The following is a 7,344-nucleotide window of genomic DNA, read 5'->3' on the forward strand; positions in this document are numbered from 1 at the left end:
GTGGCGATGCAGCGCGCTACTTGATCCCGGAGAAGCCGATCGAGTTGACGACCCTGCGGCCGAGCACGGCGAACAGGATCATGACCGGCAGCGCCGCGATCAGCGTGGCGGCCATCAGGCCAGCCCAGTCCGGGCTGCCCTGCGGGGTCTGCGACCGGAAGACCCCGAGCGCGACCGTGAGTACGCGGACGTTCTCCTCCTGGCCCACCAGCAGCGGCCACATGTAGTCGTTCCACGCGTTGATGTAGGTGAGGATCGACAAGGTGGTGATCGGAGCCGCAGCCATCGGGATGATCAGGCGGAAGAAGATCCGGGCATGTCCCGCGCCGTCGATCATCGCCGCCTCCTCGATCTCCCGGCTGAGGCCGACGAAGAATTGACGCAGGAAGAACACCGCGAACGGCGTCATGAACAGGGTCGGCAAGACGATTCCGGCGAAGGTGTTCAGCAACCCCAGATCGCGGATCAGGATGAAGTTCGGCAGCGTGGTGAAGATCGGCGGCACCATCAACGCGGTGAGGAAGAGGAAGAACACCTTGTCGCGCCCCGGCCAGCGCAGCCTGGCGAAGGCGTAGGCCGCCATAGCGCAGAAGAAGACCTGGCCGATGGTGACCACCGTGGCCACCACGATCGAGTTTCGCAGGTAGAGCCAGAAATTGACGCTAGCCCCGGATCCGCCCTCGGCCAGCGCCTCCTCCGTCGTCGCCATGCCGAGAACGCGCTCGAACGCACCCAGGGTGAGGTCGGCCGGCAGCGGCGACCCCGCCTCCGCGGCGAGCGCCCGGTTGTTGGACAGCGACGTGCGCAGCATCCAGTAGAACGGGAAGATCGTGACGATGAGCAGGACGATCAATGCCGCCCACGCCACCACCCGTCCCCAGTTGACGGGCCGGCGCGGCGCCTTCTGACCACTCCGCACGCGTGGTCCGTGCGTGCCCGGCGAGCGGGTCGCGACCGTCATGGCCGTCACCCTCCTTTCACGAGAGGTCGGACTCGCCGGCCCGGAGCATCCTGAGCTGGGCTATGGCGACACCGCCGAGGATGAGGAACAGGACGACGGAAATAGCGGCGGCGTAGCCGAAGTCGAACCGTTCGAATGCCAGCTCGAAGATGTAGAAGTAGATCACCCGCGTGGCATCGACCGGGCCACCGGAGGTGGTGACCGCCACCGTGTCGAAGATCTGGAAGGAACCGATGACGCTGAGGATCAAGACCAGCGCCATGATGGGCCGCAGCAGCGGCAAGGTCACCGACCAGAACATGCGCCATTCCGAGGCACCGTCGATGGCCGAGGCCTCGTAGACGTACTTCGGGATCATCTGCAAGCCGGCGAAGATCAGCAGTGCGGTGTAGCCCATGTGCCGCCAGACGTTGACCAGCGCGATCGTGGGGATCGCCCACGTCTCGCTGCCGAAGAAGGAGATGCGCCCGAGCCCGATCCAGTCGAGGATCTGGTTGACCACACCCAGCTGGTAGTCGAGCATCCAGAACCACACGAGCGCGACCACCACGTTCGCCACCAGGTAGGGAAGCAGGACGAGGCCGCGGATCGTCACCGACGTCGTCAGGCGGTGCATCAGCACGGCCAGGGCGAGGGCGACGACGGTCTGCACGCCGATGTTGATGACGACGTAGAGCACCGTCACCCGCAGCGAGTTCCAGAAGAGCGGATCCCCGATCAGGCGCTCGAAGTTCGCGAGGCCGACGAACTCCGCGTCACCGAGCAGGGAGAACTCGGTCAGGCTGAGGTAGAAGCCGCGGAGGGTGGGCCACAGGTAGAAGACGGTGAAGCCGAGGGCCGCGGGAAAGAGGAAGACGAGGGCGACGCGCAGGTCACCGAAGCGTCGTCGTCGCCCGGAAACGGCACCGCTCGCCTTCGCTGCCCGCTTGGGAACGACCTGTGTGGCCATGAGCCGTCATCTCCCCACACCAGCTCGCGTGGAGGTCTCCTCGCCTCGCGTGCCAGCGGTCGCGACGCGCGTCGCCGCGACGAGAACCAGCCGTTCGGGATAGAGGGTCGGTGCCTGCACGCCGGCGGCGGAAATCACCTGCCCGGGCAGCTCCACGCCGCTCTCCCACCACCGCAGCGGCGAGCGCGTCGGCCCCGCAGGCTCGTCTCCGGGTGCGAGCGGGCCCAGGCGATACCGCGCTTCCGGGTCCAGGCCGGGCAGGCGGACGACGCCGGTCGGCGACTGCACGCTGGTGGCCAGCTGCACGACGGCGTAGATGGCGCGCGATCCGTCGCGGGCGACCACGCCGTGCACGAGGACGGATGGGTCGGCGTGGTCGGCGCGTACGACGTCGCCGGTGTGCAGCAGGTCCCGGACGTCCTTGTACAGCGCGACCCAGCGCGCCAGCTCGGCCCGCTCCGCAGCCATCGCTGCCGTCAGGTCCCACTCGATGCCGAAGTGGCCGAACAGCGCGGTCCCGGCCCGGAATGTCAGGGAATGCGATCGGCCCGTGGTGTGCGCGACTCCGGCGCCGACATGCGCACCGAGCATCTCGGGAGGGACGAGCACCTCGCTCCAGCGCTGGATCTGCTGGCGTTCCAGGGCATCGATGCAGTCCGAAGTCCAGACACGGTCGGTGCGGGCAAGGATGCCGAGATCGACGCGGCCACCCCCGGACGAGCACGATTCGATCTCCACGCCCGGGTGCCGCGAGCGCAGCTCGTCGATGAGCCGGTACGTGGCCCGGGTCTGCGCGTGGACCCCGGCGCCCGCGTCGGGACCCTGCCCGGCGTCGACGAGGTCCCGGTTATGGTCCCACTTGAGGTAGCCGATGCGGTACTCGGTGAGCAGCGCGTCGAGCCGTTCCAGGATGTAGGCGTAAGCGTCCGGATGGGCCAGGTTCAGCACCTGCTGGTGCCGCGCTTCCGGCGGCATCCGGTGACCGGTGGCGAGGATCCATTCCGGATGGGCGCGCGCCAGATCGGAATCCGGGTTGATCATCTCCGGCTCCACCCAGAGACCGAACTGCATCTCGCGCTTGGTGACGTGGTCGACGAGCGGGTGCAGGCCGCGTGGCCACACCGTCTCGTCCACGTACCAGTCACCGAGGCCCGCGCGATCGTTGCGGCGGCCCCGGAACCAGCCGTCGTCGAGGACGAACCGCTCGACCCCGGCGTCGGCCGCGAGGTCGGCGAGCTCGGTGAGCCGGTCCAGGTCGTGATCGAAGTACACCGCCTCCCACGTGTTCAACGTGACCGGGCGAGGTGACCGCGGATGTCCGGGTCGCGCGCGCAGGTGGTCGTGGAAGCGGCGGGACACCTCGTCCAGCCCGTCGCCGTAGGCGCCGTAGATCCACGGCGTGGTGTACTTCTCGCCGGGCGCGAGGCGGACCTCGCCGGGCAACAGCAACTCTCCACCAGCGAGGATGGACTCGCCCTGCGGTGTCCGCTCGGCAAGAACCCGGTGGTTCCCGCTCCAGCCCACGTGCATGGCCCAGACCTCGCCGCGGCGGAAGCCGAACCCCTGCTCGCCGGCGGCCAGCACGAGGGAAGCGTCGAGACCGGTCCGGCCGCGGCGGTTCTCCCGAACGTGCGTGCCAACAGTGAACTCGGAGCGCTGCGGGCTTCGCTCGCGTAGGTGCCGGCCGGTCAGATCGAGCAGCTCGGTCGCGGCCAGCGGCACTGGCAGGGCGAGCATCACGCCGTCGAGCGTGTACACGGACTCACCCGCGTTGCGGACCGTCGCCCGCTGCATCACCACCCCGGCGGCGTCGAGACCGAGGTCGAGCGTGAGGGCGATAGCCGCGTCCGGATCACTCGCGGTCACCGTCACGATCTGCCCGGGCCTGATCGATTCGTCCGGGCCAGCGGGGCCAGCCAAGCCAGCGGGAGCAGCCGGGCCAGCGGGGCCAGTCGGGTCAGCGGGGCCAGCCGGGCTAGCCGGGTCGGCACGGTCCCCCTGCTCGACCGAGTCGACGGTGAACAGGGCCGAGAAGGCGGCCCCGTCCCGGTGACCGGTGAGCCCGGGCGTTCCCATCCATCCGGTCGCCGGCTCGGGCAGCACGCTCACGGCGGTCTCGTCGTCCACGGTGTTGGACACCTGCTGCGGCTGCTGGCTCACCGCCAGCGCCGCGAGCTCGTCGTCACCGAGGTCGCCCAGATCGCGTCCCCAGTAGAGGATGCGGGGCATCCGGGAGTGTGCACAGTCGATGACGAGACTCGATCCCGCAGCCCGCAGGTGGACGGGACCGGTCGATGGCTGGTGTGGCATGTGTCCTCCGGGCGTCGATACGTTGGAGAGTTAGTTTCGTAGTAGAATTTATGTCTTGTCAATATCCGGAGCGGAGAGCCAAAGAGCCCGCAGAGTGCCGCCTAATGAGAGCTGAGTCACAGCCAAATATGTTGAGACAAAATAAAAAGGTCCGGCTACACTGGCGGATCGAGACCTGGAGGAATGTCCGATGCGCACCGCATCGCCGTCGTCGCCGTTGTGGAACGGGCTGACCGACCCGGCGCGATCCGTCGCGCTCGAAGTCCTCTACCACGGCCCGCTCTCGCGCGCCGAGCTCGCACGACGGCTCTCGCTGTCCGCGGGCAGCCTGACCCGGCTGTCGAAGCCATTGCTGGACAGCGGCCTGCTCATTGAGGTCGGCACGCAGCTCGACAATCGCATCGGCCGGCCCGCCGTGCTGCTGGACGTCGAGCCGACATCGCGACACTTCGTCGGCGTCAAACTCACCGGCGATGAAGCACACGCCGTCCTGACCACGCTGCGGGCGGAGGTCGTGGCCAGCCAGCGCGCTCCCCTGCACAGTCACGACCCGGATCACGTCGTGTCCACCGTGGGCGAGCTCGTCTCCGGGCTCGTCGGTCATGCTCCGGATACTGTCGCGCTGGGTGTCAGCGTGGGCGGGCGCGCCGACGACAACACCACCGTCACCTCGGCACCGTTCCTTGATTGGACGGACGTGCCGCTCGGCAAGATGGCCAGTGACGCCACCGGCCTACCGTGCGTCGTCGAGAACGATGTCGTCGCGGTGACCGAGGCCGAGCACTGGTTCGGAGCCGGACGCGACTGCGAGCGGTTCGCGTTGATCACGATCGGAGCCGGCGTCGGCTACGGTCTCGTGGTGCACGACCAGCTCGTCGGCAGCCCGGACATCGGTACCGGCCTCGCCGGGCACATCTCGCTCGATCCGGGTGGTCCTCCGTGCGGGCTCGGCCACAAGGGGTGCGCGGCAGCCATGCTGACGATACCGGCGATCCACGCCGCGGTGTCCGTGGGCCTGCAGCGTGAAGTGAGCTACGACGAGTGTCTCGACCTCGCACTGCGCGGCGATCCCGTCGCCAGCCGCGTCGTCACCGACGCCGGCCGGGCGCTGGGCAGGCTGATCGCGCTGGTCGGTAACCTGACGATGCCACACAAGATCATCCTGACGGGCGACGGCATCCGGCTAGCGTCCGTGGCCGAGGACGTCATGCTCCAGCGGATCGCCGACGAGCGCGACGCCGCGGCCTCGACTCTCGACCTCGACGTTCAGACCTTTGACTTCTTCGAGTGGGCACGCGGTGCCGCCGTCATCGCCATCCAGAAGTACGTCCTCGGCCACCTCTCCCCGGCCACGTCCTCCCCGCCCTCCCCGTCCCGCTGATCATGAACACTAAGCGACCTATGTACTCGCCTAGTGTTCATGATCAGCGGAAAGAAGGGAGGGGTTACTGGGAGAAGGCGGCGTCGAAGGCACCGCCCTCGGGCGGGTCGAACAGGTTCGACCGGACGAATTCCACCGCTTCGGCCGCCCCGCGCAGCCGGTCCATGCCGGCGTCCTCCCACTCGATCGACACCGGCCCGCGGTAATCGATCGTGTTGAGCATCCGGAACGCCGCCTCCCATTCCACATCCCCGTGCCCGGTGGACACGAAGTCCCAGCCACGCCGCGGGTCGGCCCAGGCCAGGTGCGAGCCGAGCCGCCCGTTGCGGCCGTTGCCGATCTGGCGCTTGGTGTCCTTGCAGTCCACGTGGTAGATGCGATCCCGGAAGTCCCAGAGGAAGCTCACCGGGTCCAGGTCCTGCCATACCATGTGACTGGGATCCCAGTTCAGCCCAAATGATGGGCGATGCTCGATGGCTTCGAGGGTGCGCTCGGTCGTCCAGTAGTCGTAGGCGATCTCCGAGGGGTGGACCTCGAGCGCGAAGCGGACTCCCTCGGCGTCGAAGGCGTCCATGATCGGGTTCCACCGATCGGCGAAGTCGCGGTATCCGGCGTCGATCGCCTCCTGCGAGACGGGCGGGAACATCGCGACGTACTTCCAGATCGCCGAGCCGGAGAAGCCCACGACGGTGTCCACGCCGAGCCGCGCTGCGGCGCGCGCCGTGTACGTCATCTCCTCGGCCGCCCGGCGGCGTACGCCCTCGGGATCGCCGTCGCCCCAGATTCGCTCCAGCAAGATGGCCTGATGCCGGTGATCGATGGGATCGTCGCACACCGCTTGCCCGGCAAGATGGTTGGAAATGGCCCAGACGTTCAACCCGTACTTGTCGAGGATGTCCCGGCGCGATTGGACGTACGCGTCGTCCTCCGCAGCTCGGCGCACATCGAGGTGATCACCCCAGCAGGCGATCTCCAAACCGTCGTACCCCCATCCGGAGACCAGCCGCGCGACCTCGTCAAATGGCAGGTCTGCCCACTGTCCGGTGAACAACGTGATCGGCCGGCTCATGGCGCCTCCTCCTCGGGACATGATCAACGACGTTCTCGTGACGCTATTCCTACTTATGCATGAACGTCAAGCAAAAGTAAACCATGCATACACAACTATCGAAAGTAACCGCATCGCAAGGAAGTCGTGTTTCACTTAGAGCATGACCGAACAAACTGAGTCGCCGCCCACCCGGCGTCCCGGTGTCGATATCACCGCCGAAGACTCGGGCTTCGGCGTAGGAGCCCTGTTCCAGCTACTGCGCGACGGCCAGCCGCGCACCCGCGCCCAGCTCGCCGCAGAGACCGGCCTCGCCCGATCAACCATCGCGCAGCGCGTCGACGCGCTGATCGCCGCAGATTTGATCGGACCGGCCGACAAGGCCGCCTCCAGTGGAGGCCGTCCCCCGGCGATGTTCGCGTTCAATCCCTCCGCACGCGTGGTGCTGGCCGCCGACATCGGCGCTTCCCACGCCAGCGTGGCCATCACCGACCTTTCCGGCACGCTCATCGCCCAGCGCAACGACGACCTGCCCGTCGCCTCCGGTCCGGAGAAGGTTCTTGACTGGGTAGCCGAGCAGGCCCTCCAGCTCGTCGCGGAGTCCGGGCGGTCGACGGCCGACGTCGCCGGTCTCGGTATCGGCTTGCCGGGCCCGGTCGAGCACTCCACCGGCCGCCCCGTCAACCCACCCATCA

The 7,344-nt window shown here is 67.8% G+C and carries 6 protein-coding genes; 2 read left to right on the plus strand and 4 right to left on the minus strand.

The features are described from left to right. Positions 1 to 16 precede the first annotated feature (16 nt). The 3 genes from DPM12_RS21285 to DPM12_RS21295 are packed head-to-tail and all read right to left on the minus strand — an operon-like array spanning position 17 to position 4,139. A complete protein-coding gene (locus DPM12_RS21285) occupies positions 17 to 961 on the minus strand; it encodes a carbohydrate ABC transporter permease (protein WP_112260362.1) in 945 nt (314 codons plus the stop codon). Positions 962 to 977: 16 nt separating this feature from the next. Then, positions 978 to 1,910, minus strand: a complete 933-nt coding sequence (locus tag DPM12_RS21290) for a carbohydrate ABC transporter permease (RefSeq protein ID WP_112260363.1) — start codon at positions 1,908 to 1,910, stop codon at positions 978 to 980. A gap of 6 nt (positions 1,911 to 1,916) precedes the next feature. Continuing rightward, entirely contained in the window at positions 1,917 to 4,139 is a 2,223-nt protein-coding gene (locus tag DPM12_RS21295) for an alpha-galactosidase (RefSeq protein WP_112260369.1), read from the minus strand. A 271-nt stretch (positions 4,140 to 4,410) separates the two neighbouring features. Between DPM12_RS21295 and DPM12_RS21300 the strand changes: the two genes are divergently transcribed. After that, positions 4,411 to 5,601, plus strand: coding sequence for an ROK family transcriptional regulator (locus tag DPM12_RS21300; RefSeq protein WP_112260364.1), 1,191 nt, complete (start codon positions 4,411 to 4,413; stop codon positions 5,599 to 5,601). Positions 5,602 to 5,665: 64 nt separating this feature from the next. Here DPM12_RS21300 and DPM12_RS21305 read toward each other — a convergent pair whose 3' ends face one another. Beyond that, a complete protein-coding gene (locus DPM12_RS21305; RefSeq protein WP_112260365.1) occupies positions 5,666 to 6,670 on the minus strand; it encodes a sugar phosphate isomerase/epimerase family protein in 1,005 nt (334 codons plus the stop codon). 142 nt (positions 6,671 to 6,812) lie between these two features. Here DPM12_RS21305 and DPM12_RS21310 point away from each other — a divergent pair. Further along, on the plus strand, positions 6,813 to 7,344 hold a 532-nt coding region (locus DPM12_RS21310), incomplete at its 3' end, for an ROK family transcriptional regulator (RefSeq protein ID WP_146751942.1).

The organism is Phytoactinopolyspora halophila, assembly GCF_003287285.1.
Lineage (GTDB): Bacteria > Actinomycetota > Actinomycetes > Jiangellales > Jiangellaceae > Phytoactinopolyspora_A > Phytoactinopolyspora_A halophila.

Excerpts from the sequence above, each read along its gene's own strand:
- DPM12_RS21285 (WP_112260362.1), bottom strand. The coding sequence starts at position 961 with ATGACGGTCGCGACCCGCTCGCCGGGCACGCACGGACCACGCGTGCGG.
- DPM12_RS21290 (WP_112260363.1), bottom strand. The coding sequence starts at position 1,910 with ATGGCCACACAGGTCGTTCCCAAGCGGGCAGCGAAGGCGAGCGGTGCC.
- DPM12_RS21295 (WP_112260369.1), bottom strand. The coding sequence starts at position 4,139 with ATGCCCCGCATCCTCTACTGGGGACGCGATCTGGGCGACCTCGGTGAC.
- DPM12_RS21300 (WP_112260364.1), top strand. The coding sequence starts at position 4,411 with ATGCGCACCGCATCGCCGTCGTCGCCGTTGTGGAACGGGCTGACCGAC.
- DPM12_RS21305 (WP_112260365.1), bottom strand. The coding sequence starts at position 6,670 with ATGAGCCGGCCGATCACGTTGTTCACCGGACAGTGGGCAGACCTGCCA.